This window comes from Segatella asaccharophila, from assembly GCF_054687055.1.
The window spans coordinates 1-2,241 of record NZ_BAACAN010000048.1 but is presented as its reverse complement, the minus strand read 5'-3'; the positions used below and the strand labels follow the sequence as shown (position 1 = coordinate 2,241).

Annotated in this window: 1 rRNA gene; it reads left to right on the top strand. The window is 54.6% G+C overall.

The features are described 5' to 3' along the window. Positions 1–89: 89 nt before the first annotated feature. A 23S ribosomal RNA gene (locus ACYRYG_RS13190) occupies positions 90–2,241 on the top strand; the annotation flags it as partial.

Sequence of the window (2,241 nt, the reverse complement as noted above, 5' to 3'; positions counted from 1 at the left end):
GAAGAGGCAAGGCGGGAAGCGCAGTCAGAAGTATGAACTATGAATCTCCCCGGCGGACCCGTAAGGGAAGCGCGGGGGAGACCAAGCAGAGGAAAGTAGGAAAGGGCGCATGGCGGATGCCTTGGCTCACACTGGCGATGAAGGACGTGATAAGCTGCGAAAAGCTCCGGGGAGATGCAAATGATCTGTGATCCGGAGATGTCCGAATGGGACAACCCAGGTAACTGAAGGTTACCTATCCCGTCAAGAACGGGAGGCCAACCCGGGGAACTGAAACATCTTAGTACCCGGAGGAAGAGAAAATAAACAATGATTCCCCCAGTAGTGGCGAGCGAACGGGGAGGAGCCCAAACCCGTGAGGTAGCAATGCCCCGCGGGGGTAGTAGGACCACGGTGTCATATCCCGCACGGGAGCCGAACCTGCCGGAAAGCAGGACAACAGAGGGTGAAAGTCCCGTAGGCGAACCGCAGGGGAGTGTAGTGGAATCCTGAGTAGCGCGGAGCACGAGAAATTCTGCGTGAACCGGCCGGGACCATCCGGTAAGGCTGAATACGGTGTGAGACCGATAGTGAACGAGTACTGTGAAGGAAAGGTGAAAAGCACCCCGATCAAGGGGAGTGAAAGAGTTCCTGAAACCATGCGCCTACAAGCGGTCGGAGCCGAGCGATCGGTGACGGCGTGCCTTTTGCATAATGAACCTACGAGTTGCCGTCTCCGGCAAGGTTAACCGGCATAATCCGGGGAGCCGCAGTGAAAGCGAGCCTGAAGAGGGCGCAGAGTCGGAGGAGGCAGACGCGAAACCAAGTGATCTACACTTGTCCAGGATGAAGTCCCGGTAACACGGGATGGAGGTCCGGACGAATAAGCGTTGAAAAGCTTCTCGATGAGATGAGTGTAGGAGTGAAAGGCCAATCAAACTTGGAGATAGCTCGTACTCCCCGAAAGGCATTTAGGTGCCGCGTGTAACGATCCCCGCATGAGGTAGAGCGACCGATAGGACAAGAGGGCTTCACCGCCTGTCGCGTCCTGACGAACTCCGAATGCGTGCGGGCCGCAGTTATGCAGTAAGGGGGCGGGTGCTAAGGTCCGTCCCCGAGAGGAGAAGAATCCGGACCGTCGTCTAAGGTCCCGGAATTCCGGCTAAGTTAGTCTAACGAAGTGTGGTCCCTATGACAGCTAGGATGTTGGCTTGGAAGCAGCCATTCATTCAAAGAGTGCGTAACAGCTCACTAGTCGAGGGTCCGTGCATGGATAATAATCGGGTATAAGCCGGATACCGAAGACACGGGATAGAATTAAAGAAAGTATCGGTAGGGGAGCATTCCAGATGCGTTGAATACGTTCCGGAAGGAACGTTGGAGCGTGTGGAAAAGCAAATGTAGGTATAAGTAACGATTAGAAGGGTGAGAACCCCTTCCGCCAGAAGTCTAAGGTTTCCCGGGCAATGTCAGTCATCCCGGGGTAAGTCAGGTCCTAAGCCTCATCCGAAAGGAGCAGGCGATGGCAGAAACGGTCAATATTCCGTTACTGCCCCAAGGAGCGATGTGGAGACGGAGGAGTGAAACGGCCGCGGAGTTACGGAATACTCCGTTGAAGGGCGTAGGCGCGGAACGGTCCAGGCAAATCCGGACCGCGAGCCGACCCTGACAGTATGGAAGCCCTTTCGGGGGCGTCCAATAGCGCCGGTAATCAGACTCCCTGGAAAATCCGCTAAGCATATTTTTGGGGCACCTGTACCGCAAACCGACACAGGTAGACAGGTAGAAAATACTAAGGCGTTGAGCGATTCATGGTTAAGGAACTAGGCAAATTGACCCTGTAACTTCGGGAAAAAGGGTCCTCTCCTCCGGGAGAGGCGCAGTGGATAGGTCCAGGCAACTGTTTAACAAAAACACAGGGCTGTGCGAAATCGAAAGAAGAAGTATACAGCCTGACACCTGCCCGGTGCCGGAAGGTTAAGAGGAGGGGTCACTCCGCAAGGAGGAAGCCCAGAATTGAAGCCCCGGTAAACGGCGGCCGTAACTATAACGGTCCTAAGGTAGCGAAATTCCTTGTCGGGTAAGTTCCGACCTGCACGAATGGTGTAATGATCCGGACGCTGTCTCGACCATGAAGTCAGTGAAATTGTAGTATCGGTGAAGATGCCGATTACCCGCGATGGGACGAAAAGACCCCGTGAACCTTTACTATAGCTTAGCATTGATCCCGGTCATCCGATGTGTAGGATAGGCCGGAGGCTT